This window comes from Ferrovibrio sp. (assembly GCF_041906005.1).
Lineage (GTDB): Bacteria > Pseudomonadota > Alphaproteobacteria > Ferrovibrionales > Ferrovibrionaceae > Ferrovibrio.
Map to the genome: position 1 here is coordinate 746,664 of NZ_JAYRJY010000001.1, position 25,831 is coordinate 772,494.

At 64.7% G+C, this 25,831-nt stretch carries 28 protein-coding genes; 14 read left to right on the forward strand and 14 right to left on the reverse strand.

Translation table 11 applies throughout. The features are described 5' to 3' along the window. Window positions 1-5 precede the first annotated feature (5 nt). The 3 genes from ubiA to ACE3OO_RS03670 all read left to right on the forward strand — a co-directional run bounded on the left by ubiA (window position 6) and on the right by ACE3OO_RS03670 (window position 2,146). Window positions 6-941, forward strand: a complete 936-nt coding sequence (gene ubiA / locus ACE3OO_RS03660; protein ID WP_374299824.1) for a 4-hydroxybenzoate octaprenyltransferase — start codon at window positions 6-8, stop codon at window positions 939-941. 47 nt (window positions 942-988) lie between these two features. Continuing rightward, entirely contained in the window at window positions 989-1,741 is a 753-nt protein-coding gene (locus tag ACE3OO_RS03665; protein ID WP_374299826.1) for a hypothetical protein, read from the forward strand. An 87-nt stretch (window positions 1,742-1,828) separates the two neighbouring features. Next, window positions 1,829-2,146, forward strand: coding sequence for an endonuclease domain-containing protein (locus ACE3OO_RS03670; protein WP_374299827.1), 318 nt, complete (start codon window positions 1,829-1,831; stop codon window positions 2,144-2,146). Window positions 2,147-2,205: 59 nt separating this feature from the next. Here the strand turns inward: ACE3OO_RS03670 and ACE3OO_RS03675 are convergent, their stop codons facing one another. Then, window positions 2,206-2,937, reverse strand: a complete 732-nt coding sequence (locus ACE3OO_RS03675; RefSeq protein WP_374299829.1) for a hypothetical protein — start codon at window positions 2,935-2,937, stop codon at window positions 2,206-2,208. A 76-nt stretch (window positions 2,938-3,013) separates the two neighbouring features. Here ACE3OO_RS03675 and ACE3OO_RS03680 point away from each other — a divergent pair, with 76 nt between their 5' ends. The 6 genes from ACE3OO_RS03680 (at window position 3,014) to ACE3OO_RS03705 (ending at window position 9,567) form a co-directional block, all read left to right on the forward strand. Beyond that, a complete protein-coding gene (locus ACE3OO_RS03680; RefSeq protein WP_374299831.1) occupies window positions 3,014-3,937 on the forward strand; it encodes a DMT family transporter in 924 nt (307 codons plus the stop codon). 1 nt (window position 3,938) lies between these two features. Then, window positions 3,939-5,453 (forward strand): UbiD family decarboxylase, encoded by a 1,515-nt coding sequence (locus ACE3OO_RS03685; protein WP_374299833.1) that lies wholly within the window; start codon window positions 3,939-3,941, stop codon window positions 5,451-5,453. 145 nt (window positions 5,454-5,598) lie between these two features. Next, window positions 5,599-7,041 (forward strand): adenylate/guanylate cyclase domain-containing protein, encoded by a 1,443-nt coding sequence (locus ACE3OO_RS03690; protein ID WP_374299835.1) that lies wholly within the window; start codon window positions 5,599-5,601, stop codon window positions 7,039-7,041. Between the two features lie 46 nt (window positions 7,042-7,087). After that, complete coding sequence (locus ACE3OO_RS03695) at window positions 7,088-7,366, forward strand: hypothetical protein (RefSeq protein ID WP_374299837.1); 279 nt, start codon at window positions 7,088-7,090, stop codon at window positions 7,364-7,366. Between the two features lie 44 nt (window positions 7,367-7,410). Next, window positions 7,411-8,766 carry a TldD/PmbA family protein gene (locus tag ACE3OO_RS03700; RefSeq protein WP_374299839.1) on the forward strand — a complete coding sequence of 452 codons (1,356 nt, stop codon included), beginning with the start codon at window positions 7,411-7,413 and terminating at the stop codon, window positions 8,764-8,766. 15 nt (window positions 8,767-8,781) lie between these two features. Then, complete coding sequence (locus ACE3OO_RS03705) at window positions 8,782-9,567, forward strand: inositol monophosphatase (RefSeq protein ID WP_374299841.1); 786 nt, start codon at window positions 8,782-8,784, stop codon at window positions 9,565-9,567. Between the two features lie 9 nt (window positions 9,568-9,576). Here the strand turns inward: ACE3OO_RS03705 and ACE3OO_RS03710 are convergent, their stop codons facing one another. From ACE3OO_RS03710 to ACE3OO_RS03745, 8 genes are all read right to left on the reverse strand, one after another. Next, a complete protein-coding gene (locus tag ACE3OO_RS03710) occupies window positions 9,577-9,729 on the reverse strand; it encodes a 4a-hydroxytetrahydrobiopterin dehydratase (protein WP_374299843.1) in 153 nt (50 codons plus the stop codon). Window positions 9,730-9,733: 4 nt separating this feature from the next. Continuing rightward, window positions 9,734-10,420: an SDR family oxidoreductase gene (locus ACE3OO_RS03715; protein ID WP_374299845.1), complete on the reverse strand. Its 687-nt coding sequence runs from the start codon at window positions 10,418-10,420 to the stop codon at window positions 9,734-9,736. Window positions 10,421-10,857: 437 nt separating this feature from the next. Then, window positions 10,858-11,256: a nuclear transport factor 2 family protein gene (locus ACE3OO_RS03720; protein ID WP_374299847.1), complete on the reverse strand. Its 399-nt coding sequence runs from the start codon at window positions 11,254-11,256 to the stop codon at window positions 10,858-10,860. A 75-nt stretch (window positions 11,257-11,331) separates the two neighbouring features. Further along, window positions 11,332-11,676 (reverse strand): hypothetical protein, encoded by a 345-nt coding sequence (locus tag ACE3OO_RS03725; protein ID WP_374299849.1) that lies wholly within the window; start codon window positions 11,674-11,676, stop codon window positions 11,332-11,334. Between the two features lie 104 nt (window positions 11,677-11,780). Beyond that, a complete protein-coding gene (locus ACE3OO_RS03730) occupies window positions 11,781-13,856 on the reverse strand; it encodes a molybdopterin oxidoreductase family protein (protein WP_374299851.1) in 2,076 nt (691 codons plus the stop codon). After that, window positions 13,853-14,986, reverse strand: a complete 1,134-nt coding sequence (locus tag ACE3OO_RS03735; protein ID WP_374299853.1) for an NAD(P)/FAD-dependent oxidoreductase — start codon at window positions 14,984-14,986, stop codon at window positions 13,853-13,855. Before ACE3OO_RS03735 ends, ACE3OO_RS03730 begins: the two co-directional genes overlap by 4 nt. Window positions 14,987-15,108: 122 nt before the next feature. Then, on the reverse strand, window positions 15,109-16,566 hold the full coding sequence (locus ACE3OO_RS03740) for an NAD-dependent succinate-semialdehyde dehydrogenase (protein WP_374299855.1): 1,458 nt from the start codon (window positions 16,564-16,566) through the stop codon (window positions 15,109-15,111). A gap of 91 nt (window positions 16,567-16,657) precedes the next feature. Further along, complete coding sequence (locus tag ACE3OO_RS03745) at window positions 16,658-17,650, reverse strand: zinc-dependent alcohol dehydrogenase family protein (RefSeq protein WP_374299858.1); 993 nt, start codon at window positions 17,648-17,650, stop codon at window positions 16,658-16,660. Between the two features lie 117 nt (window positions 17,651-17,767). Between ACE3OO_RS03745 and ACE3OO_RS03750 the strand changes: the two genes are divergently transcribed. Genes ACE3OO_RS03750 through ACE3OO_RS03760 form a run of 3 tightly spaced genes read left to right on the forward strand, consistent with a single transcriptional unit; the run spans window position 17,768 to window position 19,287 of the window. Then, window positions 17,768-18,226 (forward strand): host attachment protein, encoded by a 459-nt coding sequence (locus tag ACE3OO_RS03750; protein ID WP_374299860.1) that lies wholly within the window; start codon window positions 17,768-17,770, stop codon window positions 18,224-18,226. 8 nt (window positions 18,227-18,234) lie between these two features. Next, window positions 18,235-19,062, forward strand: coding sequence for an ATP-dependent Clp protease proteolytic subunit (locus ACE3OO_RS03755; RefSeq protein ID WP_374299862.1), 828 nt, complete (start codon window positions 18,235-18,237; stop codon window positions 19,060-19,062). 15 nt (window positions 19,063-19,077) lie between these two features. After that, a complete protein-coding gene (locus ACE3OO_RS03760; protein WP_374299864.1) occupies window positions 19,078-19,287 on the forward strand; it encodes a ChaB family protein in 210 nt (69 codons plus the stop codon). On the opposite strand, the gene ppk2 is transcribed toward ACE3OO_RS03760, so the two are convergent. From ppk2 to ACE3OO_RS03785, 5 genes are all read right to left on the reverse strand, one after another. Further along, the gene (gene ppk2, locus ACE3OO_RS03765) at window positions 19,284-20,057 is read right to left on the reverse strand and encodes a polyphosphate kinase 2 (RefSeq protein WP_374299866.1); all 774 of its coding nucleotides are present in this window, start codon (window positions 20,055-20,057) and stop codon (window positions 19,284-19,286) included. The two genes, ACE3OO_RS03760 and ppk2, sit on opposite strands and share 4 nt — an antisense overlap. A gap of 3 nt (window positions 20,058-20,060) precedes the next feature. Then, entirely contained in the window at window positions 20,061-20,936 is an 876-nt protein-coding gene (locus tag ACE3OO_RS03770; protein ID WP_374299868.1) for a pirin family protein, read from the reverse strand. Between the two features lie 93 nt (window positions 20,937-21,029). Next, window positions 21,030-22,319 carry a TRAP transporter large permease gene (locus ACE3OO_RS03775; RefSeq protein WP_374299870.1) on the reverse strand — a complete coding sequence of 430 codons (1,290 nt, stop codon included), beginning with the start codon at window positions 22,317-22,319 and terminating at the stop codon, window positions 21,030-21,032. Continuing rightward, a complete protein-coding gene (locus ACE3OO_RS03780; protein ID WP_374299872.1) occupies window positions 22,310-22,810 on the reverse strand; it encodes a TRAP transporter small permease in 501 nt (166 codons plus the stop codon). Before ACE3OO_RS03780 ends, ACE3OO_RS03775 begins: the two co-directional genes overlap by 10 nt. A 40-nt stretch (window positions 22,811-22,850) precedes the next feature. Then, window positions 22,851-23,831, reverse strand: a complete 981-nt coding sequence (locus ACE3OO_RS03785) for a TRAP transporter substrate-binding protein (RefSeq protein ID WP_374299874.1) — start codon at window positions 23,829-23,831, stop codon at window positions 22,851-22,853. Between the two features lie 318 nt (window positions 23,832-24,149). Here ACE3OO_RS03785 and ACE3OO_RS03790 point away from each other — a divergent pair, with 318 nt between their 5' ends. Continuing rightward, window positions 24,150-24,881 (forward strand): FadR/GntR family transcriptional regulator, encoded by a 732-nt coding sequence (locus ACE3OO_RS03790; protein ID WP_374299876.1) that lies wholly within the window; start codon window positions 24,150-24,152, stop codon window positions 24,879-24,881. 31 nt (window positions 24,882-24,912) lie between these two features. Continuing rightward, the gene (kdgD, locus tag ACE3OO_RS03795) at window positions 24,913-25,824 is read left to right on the forward strand and encodes a 5-dehydro-4-deoxyglucarate dehydratase (protein WP_374299878.1); all 912 of its coding nucleotides are present in this window, start codon (window positions 24,913-24,915) and stop codon (window positions 25,822-25,824) included. The last annotated feature ends 7 nt before the right edge of the window (window positions 25,825-25,831 follow it).

Sequence of the window (25,831 nt, forward strand, 5' to 3'; positions counted from 1 at the left end):
GCGTTATGGCAAAGCCCGACCCCGAAGTCACGAACCAGACCGATGCGCCGCCCGCCGATGCCGTGCAGGGCCACTGGGTCGAGCGCTGGCTGCCGGCCGGCTGGCGGCCCTATGCCCGGCTCTCAAGGCTGGATCGGCCGATCGGCACCTGGCTTCTGCTGCTGCCCGGCTGGTGGGCGATCGCGCTGGCGCGGCCCCAGGATGCGCCGCTGGATCATTGGCTGGTCCTGCTGTTCGGCATCGGCGCGCTGGTGATGCGCGGGGCCGGCTGCACCTTCAACGACATCGTCGACCGGGATTTCGACGACAAGGTGGAGCGCACCCGCCTGCGGCCGATCCCCTCGGGCCAGGTGAGCGTGACACAGGCCTGGATCTGGCTGGTACTGCAATCGCTGATCGGTTTCGCCGTGCTGATCCAGATGAACGGGCTGGCGATCCTGCTCGGCGTGGCCTCGCTGGGCCTGGTCGCCATCTATCCCTTCATGAAGCGCTTCACCTGGTGGCCGCAATTCTTCTTAGGGCTAGCCTTCAACTGGGGCGCCGTGCTGGGCTATGCGGCGGTCAGCGGCCGGCTCGACTGGATCACGCTGGTTCTCTATCTGTCGGGCATCGTCTGGACGCTGGGCTACGACACCATCTACGCCCTGCAGGACAAGGAAGACGACGCGCTGATCGGGGTGAAATCCACCGCCCGTTTATTCGGCGGTCACGCCCGGCTGTGGATCGCCGGCTTCTACGACCTCACCCTGCTGGGCCTCGCCATCGTGGGCTGGATGGCCGGCCTGGGCTGGCCCTACTGGATCTGCTTGGGCATCGCCGCCCTGCATTTCCTCTGGCAGGTGCTGACGCTGAAACCCGACGACAGCGCCGACTGCCTGGCGAAATTCCGCGCCAACCGCGATACCGGCCTGATCCTCTTCGCCGGCTTCCTGCTGGGCTGAAGCTTTCCGCTTGGCGGCAGCCGGCCGCCCGCGTATGGTGCGCCGCCATGAGCCAGCCCCGAATCACCCCGCGCCAGTTCGCCGAGATCTACAAACGCTACAATGCCAACCTGGCCAAGGTGGATTGCGGCCGCAAATGCGCCCCGCTGAACAAGGGCCAGCCGGTCTGCTGCGACACCGACAATGCCATTCCCGTGGTGGAAAAGGCCGAGTTCGAGCTGCTGAAAAGCCGCACCGACCTGTGGTTCAAGTACAAACCGACCGACGCGGCCTCGCGCAAGATCGTCAATGAACTGACCAGCCATGCCTGCGCCATCGAATGCAAGGGCGCGGCCTTCTGCGAGCGCGACAACCGCACCATCGCCTGCCGCTCCTTCCCCTTCTATCCCTATGTCGACAAGGCCGGCAATTTCATCGGCCTGACCTATTACTGGGATTTCGAGGACCGCTGCTGGATCATTTCCAACATGCAGGTGGTGGAGCGCGCCTTCGTCGACGAGATGGTCGCGGCCTTCGACCGCATCTTCAAGCTCGACCCGGAAGAATTCGAGACGATGAAGGATCACTCGGCGACCATGCGCCGGGTGTTTTCGCGCAAGAAGAAGATCATCCCGCTGATCCACCGCGACGGCGGCTATTTCAAGATCAAGCCCGGCTCGGGCGGCGTGCTCACGCCCTGCACGCCCGACGACTTCAACAAGTTCGGCCCCTATAAATCCGAAGCCGCCTATATCCGCGCCGTGAAGGCGGCCGGCGGCACGCTCGGTCCGGCACCGAAAAAGGGCTACCTGGCCCCCTGAGCCAACAAACCCTCTCCCATATAATGGGAGAGGGAGGGGCCCAGCCGTAGGCTGGGAGGGTGAGGGCCTTTCCGCTATCTTCCGCATATGCCAGATGCGCGGGCCTTGCGAAGAACCATGACCGATGCCGAACGTCGGCTCTGGTCATTATTGCGTGGCAGGCAATTAAATGGCTTCAAATTTCGCCGCCAACACCCTGTTGGCAGGTATATCCTTGATTTCGCCTGCATAGAGAGACGGCTAGCTGTCGAAGTTGATGGCGGACAGCATGCCGACACCAATAGTGACCGCCAACGCACCGCCTGGTTGGAGGCGCAAGGATGGCAAGTCATCAGGTTCTGGAACAGCGATGTTTTGTCAAACCCGGAAGAGGTCACCGCACGTATCGCCGAAATGCTCCGGTAAGTACCCCTCACCCTCCCGCTAATGCGGGCCCCTCCCTCTCCCGCAAGCGGGAGAGGGTCTTACCCTCTGAACAGGAACGTGCCGAGCAGCAGCCAGCGCCGCGCGGTTTCCTCCTGCCCCGCCTTCGCCCGCAGCGGCGTGGTGTAATGCCAGAATGGCAGGCGATAGGCCGTGATCAGGCCAGGCTTCGCCGCCGCCGCCATCTCGGTGAAATGGCCGGTCTTGGCATAGACCAGGAACTGATCGCGCACACCCGGCGTGACGAAGGTGAGGTGCACATCCAGATATCCATGCGCCGCATCGGCTTCTTCCGGATGATGATCGGTATGCGGCCCGGCATAATCGCCGGCACCGTAGGCAATCGCCTGCAGGCCGTATTTCGCCTTCAGGGGCCGGCCGGCCAGCATGGCCGCGAAAGCGCGGTAGCTCTCCGAGCGCAGCAGGCCGATCAGCCCAATCTCCTTGGCCGCGCGGAAGCCGGCCGAGCGCGGATTGTCGAGATGCGTGGTGCGCTGGCGCATCGTCTTGGGCAGTGCTTCGGCGTAATTGCGGGTCTGGCCCCAGATCGTCTCGGGCGGGATCGGCGCTTCCAGCAGGCGCAGATGCGGCAGCATGGCCTTTTCCAGCAGCAAGGCCGCGGCCAGCGCCTGCCGCCGGTCGATCAGGCCATCCAGGCTTAAGAACCGGCAGCGCGGATGGCTGAGCGCGCCGGCGGCCGGATGCCGCCCGGCCAGCAGGGCGCGGCCTTTCGGCGTCAGCAGGTCGGCGAATTCGGCGGGAAAACGGTGCATGCCATGGGCTTACGGGGCCGGCTTCCGCCGGTCAAGCACTGGTTTCCGCTGGGCTGCGCCCCTAATCTCCGCGCCGATGACATTATCCTCCCCCGCCGCCACCCCCATGCGCGAGCAGCAATATGCCCAGGTGCTGATCTTCATCACGCCGGCCCTGTTCTGCGCCAACATGCTGCTGGCCCGTTACTCGGCCGACTTCATCCCGCCGGTGGCTTTGGCGGTGTGGCGCTGGCTGGGCGTGGTCGTATTGCTGCTGCCGTTCTGCGGGCCTGAGCTGTGGCGCCAGCGCCGCGCGATCATCGGCGATGCCGGCCGGCTGCTGGTGCTGGGCGCGCTGGGCATGGGCATCTGCGGCGCCGTGGTCTACGCCGCCGGCAAGACCACCACGGCGACCAATATCGGCCTGATCTATGCCGTGTCGCCCGTGCTGATCATCCTGCTCAGCCGCATCATGTTTGGCGACCGCCTGTCGAAGCGCCAGATGGCCGGCGCCGCGCTGGCACTGGGCGGCACGCTGGTGATCGTCACCAAGGCCGACTGGGCCGTGCTGCGGGCCCTGACCTTCGTGCCCGGCGACCTGATGATCCTGGGCTGCGCGATTGCCTGGGCGGCCTATGCCGTGCTGCTGAAACGCTGGCCGGGGAACTTGAGCATCAATGCCCGGCTGGCTGCCATCGCGGCCGCCGGTGTGATCGTCATGCTGCCCTTCCTGGCCTGGGAAACCATCACCGTCGGACCCGCCGGCACGGATCCTCGCACCCTGGCGGTGATCGCCACCGTGATCCTGGTGCCCGGCCTGCTGGCCTATGGCGCGCATGCCTATATCACCAAGCATCTGGGCCCCGCCAAGGCCGGCCTGATCCTCTATCTCTCGCCGGTCTACAATGCCGTGCTCGCCTGGGCGCTTCTCGGCGAGCAATTCGCGGCCTACCATTGGGCCGGTGCCGTGCTGGTTCTGGCCGGCCTCTACATCGCCACCTCGCTGCCGGGAAAGCGCTGACATGCCCTATACCTCGCTCCGCGATTTCATGGCGCAGCTCGAACAGAGCGGCAATCTCGTGCGCGTGACCGAGCCGGTCTCCACCGTGCTGGAGATGACCGAGATCCAGACCCGCCTGCTCAGCCAGGGCGGCCCCGCCGTGCTGTTCGAGAAACCCCTGCGCGCCGATGGCAGTCCGAGCCCGATTCCCGTGCTGGTGAACCTGTTCGGCACGGTGGAACGCGTGGCCTCAGGGATGGACCGCAAGCCGGCGGAACTGAAAGACGTGGGCGAGACATTGGCTTTCCTGCGCCAGCCCGAACCGCCCGGCGGATTCAAGGAAGCGCTCGGCATGCTGCCGCTGCTGAAAACCGTGATGGCGATGCAGCCGAAAACGGTGGGCAGCGCGCCGGTGCATGAGGTGGTGCTGCAGGGCGATGACATCGACCTCTCGGCCCTGCCGATCCAGACCTGCTGGCCGGGTGAGCCGGCACCGCTGATCACCTGGCCGCTGGTGGTGACCCAGGGACCGGACAAGTCGGACAAGACCGACCGCTTCAATCTCGGCATCTACCGCATGCAGGTGCTGAACAAGAAACAGACCCTGATGCGCTGGCTGAAACATCGCGGCGGCGCGCAGCAGCACCAGCGCTGGAAACAGGCCGGCAAGCGCGAACCCTTCCCCGCCGCCGTGGTGATCGGCGCCGATCCCGGCACCATCCTGGCCGCCGTGACGCCGGTGCCCGATACGCTGTCGGAATACCAGTTCGCCGGCCTGCTGCGCGGCAGGAAGGTCGAACTGGTCGATTGCAGGACGGTGCCGCTGAAGGTGCCGGCCGAAGCCGAGATCGTGCTGGAAGGCCATGTGTCGCTGGAGGATTACCGCGACGAAGGCCCCTATGGTGACCATACCGGCTATTACAATTCGGTGGAGCAGTTCCCGGTTTTCACCATCAGCGCCATCACCATGCGGCGCAATCCGATTTATCTCAGCACCTTCACCGGCCGGCCGCCCGACGAGCCCAGCGTGCTGGGCGAAGCGCTGAACGACGTGTTCGTGCCGCTGATCCGCCAGCAGTTCCCCGAGATCGTCGATTTCTGGCTGCCGCCCGAGGGCTGTTCCTACCGCGTCGCCGTGGTGAGCATGAAGAAGGCCTATCCCGGCCATGCCAAGCGCGTGATGCTGGGCGTGTGGTCGTATCTGCGCCAGTTCATGTACACCAAATGGGTGATCGTGGTGGACGACGACATCGACGCCCGCGACTGGAAGGATGTGGTCTGGGCGATGTCGACCCGCATGGACCCCGCCCGCGACATCACCCTGATCGAGAACACCCCCATCGACTATCTGGATTTCGCCTCGCCGGAATCGGGCCTGGGCAGCAAGATCGGCCTGGACGCCACCAACAAATGGCCGCCGGAGACGAAACGGGAATGGGGCGAGAAGATCCGCATGGACGACGATGTCGTGCGCACCGTGACCGAGAAATGGCCGAAACTCGGCCTGCCCGGCCCCGGCAAACCGATCTGGAAATAGACCCGGTCGGCCAGCCTCCACCTGCGGCCCCGCCGCAAATGTGACGGCGACCCCTTTCCGGCCGGCCGCCGCCCCTCGTACCGGCCGGCCCGATCCGCTAATCTGCCGCCGGACCAGACTGCACCCGACGGGGACGGACGGCGCGATGCGCTTATGGCAGCAATGGCACGACCTGATCTGCGGCAAGGGCGAGGATTGCCTGCCCGACCCCGCCGGCGACCGTCTGAATGCCGCGATCCGCCAGGAGGAATTCGAGGCCCTGCGCCTGACGCTCGGCCTGCGGCTGGGCGTCTGCGCCATCGTCGCCGTCATCCTCACCGTCGAGATGGGCCTGCCGCTCGCCTTCAATTACTACGGCTATCTCGGCGCCTTCGCCTTCTCGGCCTATCTGCAGATGCTGCTGCGCAAGCCGGAACTGGACCAGCCCTGGATGCATTGGCTGTTCCCCTTCATCGACATGGCGCTGTTGACCGGCGCCATCGTGCTGCCGAACCCCTTCGACCCCAGCCCGCTGCCGCCGCCGATGCAGCTTGGCTTCGACACGATCCTCTATGTCGCCCTGTTCGTCGTGTTGTCGGCGCTGGGGCAGTCGGCGCGCACCGTTTTGCTCACCACGCTGGCCGCCATCGTCTGCTGGACGGCCGGCACCCTGTATATCCTGATGCAGCCCGGCGTCTCGCTTGCCCTGAACATGGGCAACATCATTCACATGTCGGTGCCCGACCGCATCGCCTACATCCTGGACCCCTGGAGCGTGCGACTGGGCGAAATCCTGCCGCGCCTGATCCTGATCGGCATGATCGGCATGCTGCTGGCCGTGGCGGTGATGCGCTCGCGCCACCTGATCGCCCGGCAGGTGGAAAGCGAGCGGGCGCGGCGCAACCTGTCGCGCCATTTCTCGCCCCATATCGCCGAGCAGATCGAGCAGATGGACGAGGCCATCGGCCAGGTGAAATCCCTCAGCGCCGCCGTGCTGTTCGCCGATCTGGTCGGTTTCACCCAGATCGCCGACGACCACACGCCGGAACAGACCGTTGGCATCCTGCGCGAGGTGCATCAACGCCTCGGCCGGGCCGTGCATGAAAACAGCGGCACGCTCGACAAGTATCTGGGCGACGGCATCATGGCCTCCTTCGGCACGCCGCAGGCCGGCCAGCGCGATGCCTCCTGCGCCCTGCTGGCGGCGCGCGCCATGCTGCGCGAGATGGACCTGCTCAATCGTCAGCGCACCCTGCTGCGCCAGGTGCCGCTGCATCTGGCGGTCGGCATCCATTTCGGCCCGCTCACGCTGGGCAATATCGGCGACGAGAGCCGCGTTGAATTCGCCCTGATCGGCGAAACCGTGAATGTGGCGCACCGGCTGGAGCAGATGACCCGCAGCCTGAACGCCCAGCTTTGCCTCAGCCAGGCTTTCGTCGACAAGCTGGCAGAGGAAACCCGTGGCGACATGGGGGCGGTGCGCGACATGGTGACGCTGAAACCGCAGCCGATCCGCGGTCTGCGCGACCGCATGGTGCTGTGGATCCTGCCGCGCCAGCCGCTGGGCAGCGAAGCCGACGCCCCCGAGGCGGCGCCGACCATCCACTGAAGCAGAAAATCGTGGATGCCGCGGTCCGGCCGTGGCATGACGAGGCATGCTGTTCCGCCCGCCCAAACCGTCCGACCGCGATATCCTGCCCTGGTGGCATCCGCATGCCCTGCTGCGGGCTGTGTGGAATCTGGTTTTCTCGGCCGCGCTGGGACTGGCCGTGGGCGCCATCGCCCTCGATCTGGCCGCCCAGGTCGCGGCCAAAATCGCCGGAGAGGACTGGCGCGACTGGCATGAACCCCTGCAGCCACTGGCCTGGCTGCTTGGTTGTTTTGTCGCTTTCGTTTCCTATATGGCCTATAGAATGGACGACAAGGCCGAATAACCGGCTTTTCCCTAGAAAAAGCACGCCCCTAGAAAAGCACTCTGATGTCCGATCCCCGCCAGCGCGCCCTGGATGCGCAGAGCCTGATTGCCGACCTGATCAAGGCCGCCCGCAAGGCCGGTGCCGATGCCGCCGACGCGGTCTATCACGAATCCCGCTCGCTCAGCGCCGGCGTGCGCATGGGCCAGCCCGAGGATGTCGAATCCTCCGAAAGCCGCGATCTCGGCCTGCGCGTGCTGGTCGGCCGGCAGCAGGCTTGTGTCTCCACCACCGATTTCGCGCCCGCCGCCCTGCAGGACCTGGTGAGCCGCGCCGTCAGCATGGCCCGCGCCGCGCCCGAGGACAAATATTGCGGCCTGCCCGAACCGGGCCAGCTCGCCACCCAGCCGGTGGAACTGGATCTGTTCGACGGCATCGAACTGGAAATGCCGCAATTGCTGGAACGCGCCAAGGCGGCCGAAGCGGCGGCGCTGGCCGTGCCCGGAATCACCAATTCCGAAGGCGGCAGCGCCGGCCGCGGCTTCGGACTGGTTGCCTATGCCAACACCGCCGGCTTCAGCGGCAGCGGCTTCAGCGGCTCGCACAGCATCTCGGCCGCCGCCATCGCCGGCAAGGATACCGGCATGGAGCGCGACTGGGATTACGAGGCGAAAACCCATTTCAGCGATCTGCCCGATCCGGCCAGCATCGGCCGCAAGGCCGGCGAGCGCGCCGTGCGCCGCCTCAATCCGGTGAAGCTGAACAGCGCGGCGATGCCCATCGTCTACGATCCGCGCGTGGCCACCAGTCTGGTTGGCCATCTGGCCGGCGCCATCAATGGCGCCGCCGTGGCGCGCGGCACGTCGTTCCTGAAGGACAGGCTGGGCCAGATGGTCTTCGCACCCGGCATCGCCATCACCGACGACCCGCTGCGCAAACGCGGCTTTCGTTCCCGCTGGTTCGACATGGAAGGCGTGGCGCGCCAGACCCGCGCCCTGATCGAGGACGGCCGGTTGACCACCTGGCTGCTGGATTGCGCCACCGCGCGCCAGCTCGGCATGCAAAGCACCGGCCACGCCTCGCGCGGCACGACATCGCCCCCCTCGCCGGCCCCGACCAACATCTATCTCAATCCCGGCAAACAGACGCCGGCGGAACTGATGGCCGACATCAAGCTCGGTCTCTATGTCACCGAACTGATCGGCATGGGCGTGAACGGCGTGACCGGCGATTACAGCCGCGGCGCCGCCGGCTTCGTGATCCGCGATGGCCAACTGGCCGAACCGGTCTCCGAGATCACCATCGCCGGCAACCTGAAAGAGATGTTTCCGCATCTCACGCCGGCCAACGATCTGGAATTCCGTTTCGGCACGGATTCCCCCACGGTCCGCATCGACGGCATGACCGTCGCCGGCCGCTGAATCCCGGTCGGGCGGATGGCGATTTCATTGAAGCAGGATCACGATCTTCTGGTAAGCGCCGTGCGCGAGGCCGGTGCGGTGGCGTTGCGCTTTTTCCAGTCCGGCGCCAAATCCTGGCACAAGAAACCCAACGATCCGGTTTCAGAAGCCGATATCGCCGTCGATAACCTGCTGCGCGAAAAGCTGATGGGCGCACGGCCGGCATATGGCTGGCTCAGCGAGGAGAGTGGCCGCCAGGGCGGCAACGGCCCCGAGCAATGGGTGATCGATCCCATCGACGGCACCCGCGCCTTCATCGATGGCAAACCCGAATTCACCATCTGCGCCGCCCTGCTGCAGGACGGCCAGCCGACGCTGGCCGCCATCTTCAACCCGGCGAGCGATGAATTCTTCGAGGCCACCTGCGGCGGCGGGGCGAAGCTGAACGGCAAGGCGATCCGTGCCTCCGGCCATGCCAGCCTGATGGAGGCGCGTTTCCTGGCGAGCCGCCGCACGTTTGAGCGCCATGGCTGGCTGGCACGCACCGCCAAGGCCGATTTCGCCTACCGCAATTCGATCGCCTATCGCATGGCGCTGGTCGCCTGCGGCAAATACGATGCCGCCATCAGCCTGACCGAAAAAAGCGACTGGGACATCGCGGCCGCCGACCTGCTGGTGCGCGAGGCCGGCGGCCGCGTGGCCACCGCCGATGGCGAACCGCTGACCTATGGCGCCGACAAACACCGCCATCCCTCGGTGATCGCCACCGGCGCCTATATTTTCGACGACGTGGTCGACCTGCTGAAGACGCGCAAGCCGTAAGGCGACGCCTCAGACAATGGAATCCGTGAATGCGGCCAGGCCCGCAGCCCGTTGGGACAGGCCATCCACGTCATGGGTGCGCAGCGTGACCTCGATCCGGTCGCAGACATTGAACCATTCCGCATGACGGTCCATGCGGCCGGTCAGTTTCTGCATCGCCATGCCGTCAGCTACGGCCATAAACCGGCACGGCACCGCCGGTCGTCACCTGATTGTCGGGTGAGGCCAGGAAGGCGATGGTGGCGGCGATCTCCTCGGGTTTGGGCCATGCAGCATGGTCGGCCTGGGGCATGCCGGCACGGTTGGCCGGGGTATCGATGATCGAGGGCACCACCGCATTCACCAGAATATTGCGCGGCGCCAGTTCCGCCGCCAAAGCCTGGGTCAGGGCGATCACCCCTGCCTTGCTGGCGGCATAGGCGCTCATGCCGGCACCCTGACGCGGCTCCAGCCCCGGCCGCGCACCGACATTGACGATCCGTCCCGCCCCGGCAAAAGCCTTCACCGCGGCGCGGCAGCATAGATGCGCGCTGACCAGATTGGTGTTCAGCATCTCCATCAGGTCTGCCTTGCCGGTTTCCTCCAGCCTGCTCATGGCGAACCCGCCTGCGATATGCACCGAGGCCCAGAGGCCATCGACCCCGGCATAGAGCTTTGCAACATCGGCCTCCTCGGTGAGTTCGCAGGGGCCGACCAGCGTGACCCGGTCCTTATAGGGGAAACTTTCGGCTTCCCTGGCATGCAGGTATGACAGGCGGCATTGCGCGCCGGCCTCCAGCAGGGCGCCGACCACGGCGCGGCCGAGCGCGCCGGTGCCGCCGGTGATCACAACAGTACGTTTCTGGAAATCCATGGCTCTCCTCCGGGAATTCCGCTGTCGCTTCAGGCCGTGATGCCCGGCCGGGCCCGCGCCTCGTCCAAAGGCAACGGAAGCAGCGGTCAGAAATCCCCGTCACCCGACAGGTTCGTATTGACGCGGCCCAGGCACCACTTTGCCCCCGGCGCCCCAGCAGCGGCACGAAGAGGAGTATATACATCGGATTGTGCCGCTTGAACCCGGCCGAGAAAGTCCCGACCCGCAGTCCGCCTTCCGGCAGACGCTCGAGCGCAGTGAAACGCCCGGGCAGCGCCGCGGATGCCGCAGTGACGGCGATGGGCGTTCTTGACCATACCGCGATAAGCGAGCGCCGCCTGAAGTCCGGGCCGACATCCGACCGGCTTTTTCGATCATGCCCGGCGCAAGGCCGGGCATGACGATCATAAAAAACCGATGCAAGGGAGCCGGAGGCCTCAGCCCAGCCCTTCGGGCGCGAAATCGATGAAGCCGGTCACCGCGTGCAGCCGGCCGCCGGCCAGCGTGGCGAAATCGGTGCCGCCCACCAGGGCGGCCGCGCCATCCGGCCCCGCCTCCCAGGAAAAGCGCAGACGATCCTCCACCGTCTCCGGCGCGCGGCTCAGGCGAAAGACGAAGCCGGGGAATTTCTGCTGCACGGCGGCAATCATGCCATCCACGCCGTCATGCCCTTCCCCCTGCATCAGGGGATCGCGATAGCGCACATCCTCGGCCAGGGTGCGGGCGATCAGCCCGCGCCGCACCCCGGCATCGGTTTCGTTCCAGATGGCGATATAGCGGTCGACGATGGCGGCGATGTTGCCGGCTGTGCTGTTGATCGCTGTGCTGTTGCTCATGGTTTGCTCCTGCGGTTGGGGTTGCGGGGCAAACATGCGGCCGGCGCGCCGGGCTGGCGATTACGTTGCCGATAATCAGCATACCGGCTTGATCGGCTGGCGAGCCTCACCACCTTTTTTCCGCCGCTCTTGCCCATCGTGAATCTGAAGCACGCCGTGGATCCGACACACGCCGTGAATCCGACACCCGTTTTGATTGCGCCCCGACGAGCCGCATTCGCAAAAACTTGGCTGGAATTGGCCGGAATTGGCGATCATTGGCGATAATTGGCGATGATTGGCAAGGTTTGACTTGCCCTGGGCCGGCCGCGTTTCGCGTCCGGCCAACTGAAACGGCGGATAATCAATGCGTTGGACCAAAACAGGCCGTTTTGGGCCGGCTTTTCCGCCTTTCACGCCCGCCAGTTGTGCGTTGTCCAATCAGGCCGCCCGCATCCTGATCGCCCGCGCGCAGCCAGGCCGCGCGGACCCAGATCGCCCGCCGCGTAGCTAGGCTGCGCGGATCCAGATGGCCCACCGCGCAGCTAGGCTGCGCGGACCCAGATAGCGTTGTCGTGAAAGGCGCCGCCGCCATTGGGCTGCGCCGCATCGGCGCCGGTCAGCGCGTTGATGCCCATGCCATCCACGAAGGCGGCATGGGGCCAGATGCTTTCCACGATCACCACGCCGCGCTGCACGCCGTCATAAAGCTTGGCGTGGATACGGATCTGGCCGCGCCGGTTGCCCAGCCGCACCAGTTGTCCGTCGGCGATCTGCAGCCGCGCGGCATCCTCGGGGTGGATGAAGGCGGTCGGGCGCGTCTCGCGGCTGGTCGATGTGGGTGTTTCGGTGAAACTGGTGTTGAGGAAATTGCGCGCCGGCGAGGTCGCCAGGCGGAAGGGATGTTCCTCCGTCGCTTCCTCGATGCTGGTCCAGTGATCGGGCAGGCGCGGCATGCCGGCATGATCCGGTCCCATCGCCGCCCAGTCCGGCGCGAAGCGGAATTTCCTGTCCGGCCAGCCAAAGCCGTTGAGGAAATGCGCCGTCTCGAAATCCGGCTGGCAATCGTGCCAGCGCTGGCTGCGCAGGGTGGCCACATCAGGCCAGCCCGACGCCTTCAGGGTGGCCTCCACAATCTCCATGGCGCTCATGCCAAAGCCCGGATGTTCGGCCCCCAGCCGCTTCGCCAGCTCGCAGATCACGTAGTGGTTTTCGCGCGCCTCGCCGGGCGCCTCCACCAGCTTGGGGCCAAGCAGGATATGCTGCTGACCGCCGGCCTGATAGATATCGTCATGCTCGGTGAACATGGTGGCCGGCAGCACGATATCGGCCATCTTGGCCGTCGCCGTCATGAACTGCTCATGCACGCAGACGAACAGATCGTCACGTTCGAAACCGCGTTTCACCAGATTGGAATCCGGCGCCACCTCCATCGGATTGGTGCTCTGGATCAGCAGGGCCGTCACCGGCGGGCCATTCTTCAGGGCTTTGGCATCGCCGGTCAGTACCGGACCGATCTGCGACTGGTCCAGCATGCGGATATTCGGATCGATGGCATCCAGCCCATCGATCAGCGTCTTGTTCCAGTGGAAGATCGCGCCGTTGTTGTGGAAGGCACCGCCGCCTTCATATTGCCAGGATCCGGTCACGCTGGCGATGCAGGTGGCGGCATGCATGTTCACCGCGCCGTTGCGGCTGCGCGCGAAACCGTAACCCAGGCGGATGTAGTGCCGCCTGGTTTCGCCCAGCAGCCGCGCGAAAGCCTCGATCTCGGCAACGCTCAGGCCGGTGATCGCCGAGGCCCATTCAGGCGTGCGGGTTTGCAGATGCGCTTCCAGTTCGGCCGGCACGTCGGTATGGCGCGCCATGTAGTCGCGGTCGGCATAACCGTCGCGGAACAGCACATGCATCACCGCGCAGGCCAGCGCGCCATCAGTGCCCGGCCGCAGGATCAGCGCCATGTCGGCCTGCTGGGCGGTGGCATTGTTGTACACGTCGACCACCACGATCTTGGCGCCGCGTTCCTTGCGGGCGCGGATCGCATGGGTCATCACGTTCACCTGGGTATGAACGGCATTGGTGCCCCAGATCACCACGCAGTCGCTTTTCGCCATCTCGCGCGGATCGGGGCCGCTCAAATGCCCCGTGGCCGCGATATAGCCGGCACGCGCCAGCGTCACGCAGATGGTGGAATGCTGGCCGGAATAGCGCTTGGCATGGCGCAGACGGTTGATGCCGTCGCGCTGCACCAGGCCCATGGTTCCGGCATAGAAATAGGGCCAGACCGTTTCGCTGCCGTATTTCTTCTCGGCAGCCAGAAAGGCTTCCGCGGTACGGTCCAGCGCCTCGCGCCACGAGATCGGGGTGAACTGCCCCGAACCCTTCGGGCCGGTGCGCAGCAGCGGCTGCAAAAGGCGTTCAGGGTGGTTGGCGCGCTCGGCATAGCGCGCCACCTTGGCGCAGATCACGCCGGCGGTGTAGCTGTTCGCCTCCGCGCCCCGTACCCGCCCGATGCGGCCATCGGGCATGAGATCGATCTCCAGCGCGCAGGTGGAGGGGCAATCATGCGGACAGGCGCTGTAGCCGATGTCGGGTTTTACCGGGGCAAATGGGGCATTCATCGCAATCGGGTCGGGCTCAGGTCCTGCTCGGTCACGCCGAGATCGAGGATATCCTGCGGCAAAGTCCGGCCCGATGCCAGCGCCCCGGCCACGCGGCTCATCGCCGCCGAGGTCTGGATACCGTAACCGCCCTGGGCGGCCAGCCAGAAGAACCCCGGCGCGGCGGCATCGAAGCCGGCGACCACGGTACGGTCGGACACGAAGCTGCGCAGGCCGGCCCATTTCGCCGCCAGCCTTCGCACCTGCAGCGTCGTGGCGGTTTCCAGCCGGTCGATAGCGATGGCGATATCCATCTCGTCGGGCTGGGCATCGCAGGGATCGCTGTCGGTCTCGTCGCAGGGTGACAGCAGGATGCGGCCGGCATCGGGCTTGAAATACCATTCCTCGTCGGCATCGATCACCATCGGCCAGCGATGGATGTCGGTCCCGGCGGGCGGATCGAAGGTCACTGCTGTACGCCGTTTCGGCTTCAGGCCGATCGGCGGCACCCCGGCCATCCAGGCGATCGCATCGGCCCAGGCACCGGCCGCGTTGATCACCACCGGCGCGCTGAAACTGCCCTGGGTGGTCTCGACCTGCCAGTCACTCCCGGCGCGCCCCACCCCCTTCACCTCGGCATCGGTGACCATGCGGCCGCCGGCCGCCGTCATGCCGCGCAGCAGGCCACGATGCAGGGCATGCACCTCGATATCCATGGCATCGGGTTCAAACAGCGCCCCGCCGCTGGCGGCTTCCGGCCGCATCACCGGCATCAGCGCCAGCGCTTCGGCCGCAGTCAGCCGGCGCACGCTGGGCACCAGCCTGTGCATGTCGGCGAAAGCTTCGTCCAGATGCGGGGCCTGCTGTTCGCTGCCGATATGCAGTGCGCCGCGCGGCGTGAGGATCGGCACGTCGGTAAAACCCGCCGGCGGATTCATCAGGAAATCGCGGCTGGCCACCGTAAGCGCGCGGATTGGCGCATTGCCATAGGTCTCGGCGAACAGGGCTGCCGAGCGGCCGGTGGTGTGATAGCCGGGCTGGCTCTCGCGCTCCAGCAGGACAACGCTTTTGCCATCACGCGCCAGCGCATAACCGGCGCCAGCGCCGGCAATACCGCCACCGACAATCACCACATCGCAACGCTCGCTCATCGCAATCCTCTTGGTCCGGGGTTCGGCCACGGCGTTCTTTGCGCCGTCGGCTACGCCCTGACTATAGTGACTGGCGATCCGGCGGACCAATGCCTTGACGGCATGGCGCGATGCTATAGGCGTCAGATGCCGCCGAAGCAGAGGTACTTGATCTCGACGAAGCTATCGACGCCGTATTTCGAGCCTTCGCGGCCCATGCCTGATTCCTTCACGCCGCCGAAGGGTGCTTCCGCCGTGGAGATCAAGCCTTCATTGATGCCGACAATGCCGTATTCCAGTTTCTCGGCCACACGCCAGACCCGGCCGATATCGCGGCTGTAGAAATACGCCGCCAGGCCATACGGCGTGTCATTGGCCAGCCGGATTGCTTCTGCCTCATCCTTGAAGCGGAACAACACGGCGACCGGGCCGAAGATTTCTTCCTGTGCGCAGGCCATGCCGGCATTGGCTTCGGTGATCACGCTGGGCTGATAGAAGGTTCCGCCCAGCTCGTGTCTCGCACCGCCGACCAGCACCTTAGCCCCCTTTGCCTTGGCATCGCCGACCAGACGCTCCACCTTGTCCAGCGCGTCCTGATTGATCAGCGGCCCCTGATTGACGCCTTCGGTGAAGCCGGGCCCGGTCTTCAGCTTTTTCACCGCCTCGGCCAGCCTGGCCGCGAAGGCATCATAGATGCCATCCTGCACGAACAGGCGGTTGGCGCAGACGCAGGTCTGACCGGTATTGCGATATTTCGAGATCATGGCGCCGGCAATGGCGGCATCGATATCGGCATCATCGAATACGATGAAGGGTGCGTTGCCGCCCAGCTCCAGCGACAGCTTCTTCAACGTGTCTGCGCTCTGGCGCATCAGGATTTTACCGACCTCGGTGGAGCCGGTGAAGGAGACCTTGCGCACCTTCGGGTTGGTCGTGAGTTCGATGCCAACGCCCGGGCCGTCCATGGTGGTGACAACGTTGAACACGCCTTTCGGGATGCCGGCCTCTTCGGCCAACCGGGCGAGCGCCAGCGCGCAGAGCGGCGTATCTTCAGCCGGTTTCACCACCACCGGACAGCCAGCCGCCAGTGCCGGCGCGACCTTGCGGGTGATCATGGCGACCGGAAAATTCCATGGCGTGATCGCCGCCACCACGCCGATCGGCTGCTTGATCACCACGATGCGCTTGTCGGGGGCATGAGCCGGGATCACATCGCCATAGATGCGGCGGCCTTCCTCGGCGAACCATTCGACGAAGCTGGCGCCATAGACCACTTCACCTTTCGCTTCGGCCAGCGGCTTGCCCTGTTCCAGCGTCATCAGCGCGCCGAGATCATCCTGGTTCTGCAGGATCAGGTCGTACCATTTGCGCAACACGGCGGCGCGCTGCTTGGCCGTCAGGCCCGCCCAGGCCGGCCAGGCGGCATGGGCGGCATCGATGGCACGCTTGGCTTCGGCGCGCCCCATATCGGGAACTTCGGCAATCACGCTGCCATCGGCGGGATTGCCGACCTTGAAGGTCTTGCCGCTATCGGCATTCACCCAGGCGCCGTCGATATAGGCCTGACGACGCAACAGGTCGGCATGTTTCAGATGGGTCACGGCAATCCTCCCTCAGGCATTCCGGGCAGGCGACCTGCCCGCTGCGAAAGCCAGAGGATTCCCCAATCCGCTGGCCGAGGCAAGGCAGGCGCTATGCGCTTTCCGTGACCAGAACGGCCGCTCCCTGCAATCTTCCGGCGCGCAGATCGTCCAATGCCCGGTTGGCATCCTGCAGCGCATAGGGCACCGGATGCGTGCGCACGGGAATCAGGGGCGCCAGAGCCAGGAAATCGATGGCGTCCTGCCGCGTGAGATTGGCGACCGACTTCACCATGCGTTCGCCCCACAGCAAATGATAGGGAAAAGCCGGAATGTCGCTCATGTGGATGCCGGCGCAGATCACCCGGCCGCCCTTGCGCACCGCTTTCAGTGCCGTGGGCACCAGATTGCCGACCGGCGCGAAGATGATCGCTGCATCCAAGGGCTCCGGTGGCAAGGCATCGGATGGCCCGGCCCAGACGGCGCCGAGCCGCCGGGCGAAATCCTGTGCCGCAGCGTCACCCGGCCGGGTGAAGGCGTGAACCCGCATGCCCTGCGCCACCGCCACCTGGATCAGGATATGCGCCGCCGCACCAAAGCCATACAGCCCCAGCACAGAGGCCACGCCCGCCATGCGATAGGCGCGATAGCCGATCAGGCCCGCGCAGAGCAGCGGCGCGGCTTCGACATCGCTGATCCCATCGGGAATGCGGAAGCAATAGCGCTGATCCACCACGGCACGATCGGCATATCCACCGTCAATCTGATAGCCGGTGAACCGTGCCTGGTCGCAGAGATTCTCTTCACCGGCCAGGCAAAAGCGGCAGGCGCCGCAACTCCAGCCCAGCCAGGGGATACCGACGCGATCACCCAGCGTATAGTCCGACACGCCTTCGCCAAGCGCGATGACATGGCCGACAATCTCATGCCCCGGCACCAGCGGGTATTTGGCATCGGGTAATTCGCCATCCACGACATGCAGATCGGTGCGGCAGACGCCGCAAGACCGGACACGGACAACCACCTGACCGGGCCCGGCCTTCGGCTCGGGCAAATCGGTCATCACCAAGGGCCTACCCACGGCCTGCAACAGCATTGCCCGCATCACTGGCCTCCGTGTGAATATGCTAACGTTGCCCGCCGACAATCGTTTTGACGCACATCAACCCGCAACGGCCAGGATTATGGCAGCCTGATGATCCTGCACACGAGGAGAACCGCCATGGCCTTCCAGCTTCCGATCCCGACCTGGATTTTGGTGACCGACGCAAGTCAGGCCCATGTCTATGAAATCGCCAGTCTGGCGGGGCCGCTGAAAGCCGTATCCGGGCTGGACATGACAGCCGCCGACACGCACGGATTCTCGCGCGACCTGAAAAGCGACAGGCCCGGCCGCGCCTTCGCCAGTACCGGACAGCGCTCGGCGATGGAACCACGTCATGACCCGCACCAGATGGCCGAGGACAAGTTTGCCAGAAGCGTGGCCGAACGGCTGAACCATGCCTGCGGGGAAAAGCTGTTCGCCCAACTGGTGGTGATCGCTCCGCCGCGGATGCTGGGCGTATTGCGGGAGGAGTTCAATGCCGCCGTCCGCAAGCTGATTGCCGCCGAGATACACAAGGATCTGGTGAAGGCCGACAAGGCCGATATCCTGGCGCATGTCAAAGCGGAACTGAGTTGAGTTCCGCTGTGTCGATCAGCGACCTGATCTGGATTTTCTTCATCGGCATGGCGCTGCAGCCGATGTTGCGGCAGCGCATCCTGATCATGATGCGGGCCCGCAAGATCATGCAGTTGCAGCGGCAACGCGGCAGCCAGGTGATCACGTTGGTGCATCGGCAGGAAACCATGCGTCTGCTGGGCTTCCCACTGGTGCGCTACATCGACATTGACGACGCCGAAGACGTGATCCGCGTGATCCGCGACACCGATCCGGACATGCCGATCGACATCATCCTGCACACGCCAGGCGGACTGGCCATCGCCACCCTGCAGATCGCCGCGGCCCTGCGCCGCCATGGCGGACGGGTCACGGCCTTCGTGCCACACCTGGCCATGTCAGGCGGCACGCTGATCGCGCTGGCCGCCGACAATATCGTGATGGCCCCGCATGCCATGCTCGGGCCGATCGATCCGCAGGTGGGCGGCTTTCCGGCGGCCTCGGTGGCGCGCGTGCTGCGCGACAAACCAATGGCCGAGATCGACGACCAGACCGTGATCCTGGCCGATATCGGCGAGAAGGCGACGCGCCAGCTGCGCACCGCCGCCACGCAACTGCTGGGGCGCCATATGGATGCTGGCCGAGCGGCCGAACTGGCCGACCAGCTCAGTAAGGGGCAATGGACCCATGATTACCCGATCACCGCCGACGAGGCTGCCAGCCTGGGCCTGCCGGTGAGCACCGACCTGCCGGTGGAGGTGGCCGACCTGATGGCCCTGTATCCGCAGCCGGTGCGCACGACGCCCAGCGTGGAATACGTGCCGGCGCCGCCGCGCCGCGAACCGCCACCGCGCTGAACCGGCGGAACCGGCATGCCTTATGCCAGCAATGCCGACCTGCCGGCCAATCTGCGTGACATCCTGCCGATGCATGCGCAGGACATTTTCCGCGCCGCCTTCAACAATGCCTGGCATGACCATGGCGATGACCCCGAGCGCGAGGCCATCGCCCATCGGATCGCCTGGGCCGCGGTGAAACGGCGTTATCGGAAACTGGGCGGCCGCTGGGTGGAAAAGGACTAGGCCGACAGGCGCCCGTCATGCAGGGCGTCCAGATCGAAGGGGAAAACGACGCTGCGATCAGGCGCAATCTGCTTCGGCTTCGCCTTGTCGGCGTAATCCAGGCGGCCAAGCAGGTCGCGGATCAGGTTCAGCCGGGCCGTTGGCTTGTGGTTGGCCCGCACGATGGTCCAGGGCGCCAGGGCGCTGCTGGTCCGCGTCAGCATGGTATCGCGGGCGCGGCTGTAATCCTTCCAGTGTTTCAGCGCCGCATTGTCAATCGGGCTGATCTTCCACTGCTTGAGTGGATCGTCACGGCGGGATTGCAGCCGCTGTTTCTGCTCATCCTTGTCGATATCCAGGTAATATTTGAAAAAACGGATGCCGGAACGCACCAGCAGGTGTTCGAAGATCGGCACCGCATCGAGGAAATCCTCGCAATCCTGCTTGCTGCAGAATCCCATTACCCGTTCGACCCCGGCGCGGTTATACCAGCTGCGGTTAAACAGGACGATTTCCCCGCCGGACGGCAGATGCGGCACGTATCGCTGGAAATACCATTGGCTGCGTTCGCGGTCGGATGGCTTGCCCAGCGCCACCACACGGGTCTCGCGGGGACTCAGATGCTCGGTAATGGCTTTGATCGTGCTGTCCTTGCCGGCGCCGTCCCGCCCTTCCAGCACGATCAGCACCTTTTCCTCGTGCCTGATCAGATGGCGCTGTAGCTTGACCAGCTCGATCTGCAAGCCACGCAGTGCCGCACGGTATTCGCCGTTATCCTTTGGCCTGGCCATGGCTCAAGCCTCCGGCAGGGGGATGAATTCCGGATCGCCGGGCACCATGACGAAACGGCCGGCGCGCCAGTCGGCCTTGGCCTGTTCGATCCGCTCTTTCGAAGAGGAAACGAAATTCCACCACAGATGCCGTTCGCCATCCAGCGGCGCGCCACCCAGCAGCATCAGCCGCGCCGGTCCCTGCGCCGCGATCCGCGGGCGACTGCCTGGCCGCAGCACCAGCATGCTGCCGGCCTCATACCGCTCGCCGTCCAACATCACCACGCCAATGGCGACATAGACGGCCCGTTCCTCGTAGTCCTCGGGCAGCGGCAACACCGCCTCATCGTCCAGCACCGCGTCGAGATAGAACATCGGTGCGAAAGTCTGCACCGGCGACACCGCGCCAAAGGCCTTCCCTGCGATCAGACGCATCCTGGCTCCGGGCAGTTCGACCTCGGGCAGGCCGGCGGCCGGGTAATGCCGGAAATCCGGCGCGGTTTCTTCATGTGCCTGCGGAAGCGCCAGCCAGGACTGGATGCCATGCAGGGCCGAGCCGCTGCGGCGCAGTTCGTCGCGGGTCCGTTCGGAATGCACGATGCCCCGCCCCGCCACCATCCAGTTCACGTCACCGGGGCGGATGGGCTGCACCACGCCCAGGCTGTCGCGATGCATGATTTCGCCCTCGAACAGATAGGTTACCGTGGCGAGGCCGATATGGGGATGCGGGCGCACATCGAGGCCGTGGCCGGGCGCGAAATCGGCCGGACCCATATGATCGAGGAAAACGAAGGGGCCGACATGCCGCCGCTTCGCATAGGGCAGGATGCGCCGCACCATGAATCCCTCGCCCAGGTCGCGGCTGCGTGGTGTGATGACTAGATCGACGGCTTCGGGCATGACCGCACCTCCGCCGCCAGACTAGCGCGGGATGCCTGCGAGCCCAACCCTCTTGATCGCCCGCCCCTGCTTGATCGCCCCTGCTTGATCGCCTCAGTGGTGACCGAGGAAATAATCGGGCAGGAACTGCGAGAAGGCCGGCACGTATGTGACCAGGAACAGGGCCGCGATCAGGGCGCCATAGAAGGGCCAGATCGTGCGCATCACCGTGCCGATGGAAACCCCGCCGATGGCACAGCCAACGAATTGCGTGGTACCGACCGGCGGCGTGTTCAGTCCCAGTGCGCAGTTGATCAGCATCAGCATGCCGAACTGTACCGGCCCCATGCCGTATTGCATGCAGATCGGCAGGAAAATCGGCGTGCAGATCAGAATGGTGGCGGCCATATCCAGGAAGGTGCCCAGCACGAACAGGATCACATTCACCAGCAGGAAAATCATCCAGGGGGACGTCGTGACGCTGCTGAGCGCCTGCCCGGTCAGATCGGCCACGCTGTAGAGGCTGATCAGGTAACCGAAGGTATTCGACACGCCGATCAGCAGCAGCACGATGCCGGTGGTCTTGACCGCCTTGGCGGCCGCCTTGATCAGGTGCTCCCATTTCAGCGAGCGATACAGCAGGGTCGCCAGCAGGATCGCATAGATCACGGCGATGGCCGCCGATTCCGTGGCGGTGAACACGCCGGAGAGAATGCCGGTGATGATGATCACCACCACGAACAGGCCGGGAATGGCGGCCGCGGCCGAGCGGGCCACGGCGTTCCAGCCCGGGAACACCCCGGCCGGGTAGCCACGCCGGATCGCCACCAGATAGGCGGCCACCAGCATGCAGATGGTAAGCAGCACGGCCGGGATCATGCCGGCCAGGATCAGCGCGGCGATCGAGACCTTGCCGCCGGCGGCCAGCGAATAGATGATCATGTTGTGACTGGTCGGCATCAGGGCGCCGACCAGCGAGGCATGCGTGGTGACGTTGACGGCGTAATCGGCGTCGTAGCCTTCCTTTTTCATCATCGGGATCATCACCGCGCCCATGGCCGAAACGTCGGCCACCGGCGATCCGGACACGCCGCCGAACAGGGTGCAGGCCACGACATTCGACATGCCGAGCCCGCCACGGATATGCCCGATCAGGTTCTTGGCAAACTGCACGATGCGGTCGGCCACGCCGCCATAGAGCATCAGCTCACCGGCGAAGATGAAGAACGGGATCGCCAGGAAGGAGAAGATGTTCATACCTGCCGTCATGCGCTGGAACACCACGGCGAGCGGCAGGCCCTCGTAGAGGATGGTGGCGACGGCGGACAGGCCGATCGAGAACGCGACCGGCACACCGAGGACGAGGAAACCGAAGAAGCTGACAGCCAGGATGATCAATGCCATGAGGGGCGGACCTCTTCGCCCGCGAGCAGGGCGAGAATATGTTCGAGCGAGAACAGCGCAATCAGACCGCCGGCGATCGACAGCGGCAGATGGTTGAGGCCTTCAGGCAGGCCCAGTGTGGGTATCTTGTAGGCCATCACGGAATCGGCCAGCAGCCAGGCATTCCAGCCCATGACCAGGCCAAAACAGGCCACCAGCAGATGGATCAGGATTTCCACCCAGATGCGGTGCCGCTCGGGCAGGATCATGACAAATACGGATTCAAGGCCGATATGCCCGGCGTCGCGCACTCCGACCGCGGCACCGAACATGGTGACATACAGCACCAGAACCAGCGCGAGGCTTTCGGCCCAGGTCGGCGTGTCATTCAGCACATAACGGCCGAAGACCTGATAGGCGACCACCGCGACGATGCCGAGCAGCCCGATAACGGCGACATACATGCAAAGCCGGGAGATCCAGGCGTTGATGGGACTGAGCCAGCGCAGCATGGATACTCCCGGTTCTTCGCGTTACAGGACTTGGAATGCGTCAGTTGGTTTCCTGGATGCGCTTCACCAGCGCCTGCAGCTTGGCATCGCCGGCAAACTTGGCATAGACCGGCTGCATCGCAGCCTGGAACGACTTCTTGTCCAGGTCACTGATGATCTTCGAGCCGCCGGCCTCCACCGTCTTGCGCGAAGCTTCCTCGCGTTCATCCCACAGCTTGCGCATATAGGGCACCGAGTCCTTGGCTGCCTTGCGGATCACGTCCTGCTCGTCCTTCGACAGGCCATCCCAGACCCTCTTGGAAAAGACCAGCAGTTCCGGCGCCATCGAATGTTCGGTCAGGCTGTACATCTGCGCCACTTCGTAGTGCCGCGAGGAATCGTAGGACGGCCAGTTATTCTCGGCGCCATCCACCACGCCGGTCTTCAGCGCGGTATAGACCTCGGCATAGGGCAGCGGCGTGGCGTTGGCGCCAAGCGCCTGCATCATCGCCACCCACATGTCGGATTGCTGCACGCGAATCTTCATACCCTTCATGTCGGCAACCGACTTGATCGGTTTCTTGGTGGTGTAGAAGCTGCGCGAGCCGCTGTCATAGAAAGCCAGGCCAACAAAGCCCTGCGACTCCAGCGACTTCAGAATCTCCTCGCCGATCGGGCCATCCAGCACGCGGCGCATGTGATCCTTGGATTTGAAGACGAAGGGCAGCGCCGGCACGATGGTTTCCGGCACGATGTTGTTGAACGGCGAGATGTTGACGCGCACCATATCGAGCGCCCCGAGCTTGGTCTGCTCGATGGTATCCTTCTCCGAGCCAAGCGAACTCTGGCCGAACACCTTCACCGAATGCTTGCCGCCGGTGCGTTCCCCGATCAGCTTGCCCATATAGGCCACCGCCTGCACGGTCGGATAATCCATCGGATGGACATCCGCCGACCGGAATTCCTTCGCCGTCGCCGCGCCCGAAAGCGCCACCGCGACGGCCGCGCCAAAGAAGGCGCGCAAAGCTGTGCTGGATTTCATGTTTTTTCCTCCCTTGGTGCGAGGCGCCATGCGGGCCCCGGCCATTGCACGACATGGTTCAGTCGTCGTGTCATCATACAACATGGAGCGAAATGCGAGTCAATCCTCGAAAGATGGGGTGATGACAATTTTCACGGCACAATACAGAAATTCACATTTTATCATTAATATCAATATTTTATGAAAATATCCGGCTTCCTTGGTGCGATATGGCGCAGGATACAGATGCAAAAGAACCTATCAGTTGTCATACAAGATGAAGGATGCTAAAGCTCTCAACAACCGGCGGGACCGGTTGTGAATCGAGGAGACTTCCTGGTGACGGCTCTGCGCCGACGCGAAACCCTGACCTCCCAGCTCGTCAGGACCCTGACCGAGCGCATCGCCAAGGGCAGCCTCAAGCCCGGCGACAAGCTGCCGAGCGAGCAGGAACTGATCGAGGAATTCGGCGTCAGCCGCACGGTGGTGCGCGAGGCGATCTCGAGCCTGCGGGCGGCCGGGCTGGTCGCCACCCAACAGGGCGTCGGCGCCTTCGTGCAGCCCGCGGCCAGCAACCAGCCCTTCCGCATCGATGAAACCAGCCTCGATCTGATCAAGGAAGTGATTAATGTGCTGGAACTGCGCATCGGACTGGAGGCCGAAGCCGCCGCCCTGGCCGCGCAACGACGCAAACCCGAACATGTAACGGCGATGCGCAAGGCGCTGGACCAGATGGAAGCCGCCATCGAGGCGGCCGAGGATGCCGTCGCGCCCGATCTGGATTTCCATCAGACCATCGCCGAGGCCACTGGCAACAGTCACTTCACCCATCTGTTCGGCTATCTGGGCTCGCTGATGATCCCCCGCGCCCGGGTGCAGACATTCCGTTTCTTCGCCGACGATCGCAGCGAATACCTGCGCCGCGTCAACCGCGAGCATGAAGACATCTACCAGGCGATCCTGCGACAAGACAGCGATGCCGCCCGCTCCGCCATGCGCCTGCACCTGAGCAACAGTCGCGAACGCCTGCGCAAGGCCATGGAGCAATCAAGCCCGGCCAACAACGCCTGACGATCCGTTTCATTTCAAAGGTGAGATAAGAATGGAACCTTATGCTCTGAAGGAGGCCATCTCCAGCGGCCTGCTGTCTTTCCCGGTGACCGATTTCGATGCCGCCGGTAATTTCGAGCCGAACAGCTATCGCCGCCGGCTGGAATGGCTGATGCCCTATGGCGCCACGGCCCTGTTCGCCGCCGGCGGCACCGGCGAATTCTTTTCGCTGGCGCCCGGTGAATACAGCGACGTGATCCGCACGGCCGTAGAGACCTGCAAGGGCAAGGTGCCGATCCTGGCCGGCACCGGCTATGGCACCCGGCAGGCCATTGCCTATGCCCAGGAAGCCGAACGCCTGGGTGCCGCCGGCCTGCTGATCCTGCCACATTACCTGGTGGAGGCCGACCAGGAAGGCATCAGCCGGCATATCGCCGCCATTTGCAAATCGGTGAAAATCGGCGCCATCGTCTACAATCGCGGCGTCTGCCGGCTGGGGCCTGACATGTTGGCCCGGCTGGCCGAGCAATGCCCGAATCTGATCGGCTTCAAGGATGGCATCGGCGATCTGGAACTGATGGTGGCGATCCGCCGCAAGCTGGGCGACCGTTTCGCCTATCTGGGCGGCCTGCCGACGGCGGAATTCTTCGCCGCTCCCTACAAGGCGATGGGTGTGCCGGTTTATTCCTCGGCCGTGTTCAATTTCATTCCGAAAACCGCGATGGATTTCTATCGCGCCATTGCCCGGGACGACAGCGCCGCGGCAACGCGGATCCTGGACGATTTCTTCATGCCTTACGCTCTGATCCGCAACCGCCGGCCAGGTTACGCCGTCAGCATCATCAAGGCGGGTGCCCGCCTGGTCGGCTATGATGCCGGTCCGGTACGCACGCCACTGGTGGATTGCAGCGAGGAAGAACATGCCATGCTGAAGGCGCTGATCGATAAACTCGGGCCGCAATAAGGAGACC